The 674-nt window shown below is 63.9% G+C and carries 1 protein-coding gene; it reads right to left on the bottom strand.

Translation table 11 applies throughout. The annotated features are described in order from the left end of the window. Nucleotides 1-51: 51 nt before the first annotated feature. Nucleotides 52-674, bottom strand: a 623-nt coding sequence (locus IEX32_RS20465; protein ID WP_444543979.1) for a Mu transposase domain-containing protein, incomplete at its 5' end; no start/stop codon positions are given.

The following is a 674-nucleotide window of genomic DNA, read 5'->3' as shown; positions in this document are numbered from 1 at the left end:
GTTCATTGAGCATCAGGCTCAGGCGCTGCGCGTCGATCATGGGAGCCGCGCTCATGCCGCTTCTCCCTGTTCGATCAATCCGTCGTAGATCGAGAGCGGCACCAGTTCGACGACGACTTCGGGCAGATTGGCAGGGTCCGGGCAGAACCGTGCCCGCAATGTTGTCAGACACGGTATCCGACGAGCGGCCAGGTCCTCTGCGAGGATTTGCGCGAGTTCGGCTTCGCACGCCCGTTCGTGGGCCATGGCCAGAAGCTCGACGGTGACACGGCATGCCTCCCTCTCGCCCACAGCCTCCAGCAGGTACTCGAACATGAAGCGATAGGGCTCGCGCGGGAACAGGCTGTCGCGATAGACCAGCCCACGCAGCGCCATCGGCTTGCGACGCAAGGAATGGATGACGTGCCGGTAATCGACGATGTGGCCGTGCTTGCCGTTCGCACCGGCGCGGCCGCGCTGCAGGGTCATGAGCCTTGTGCCGCCAATGAAGACATCGAGGCGATCGTCGTAAAGGCGCACCCGCAGACGATGCCCGATCAGGCGCGAGGGGACCGTGTAGAACACCTTGCGCAGCGTAAAGCCGCCCGAGGACGTCACGGTCACCAGGATCTCCTCGTAATCGGCAGTTCGCGCGTTCGGCAGCGGTTGCAGCGACTTGCGCTCGGCATCGATGC

This window comes from Novosphingobium endophyticum, assembly GCF_014640675.1.
Taxonomy (GTDB): Bacteria; Pseudomonadota; Alphaproteobacteria; order Sphingomonadales; family Sphingomonadaceae; genus Novosphingobium; species Novosphingobium endophyticum.
Note: the sequence above shows the minus strand (reverse complement) of the source record. Positions and strands in the feature narration are given on the sequence as shown.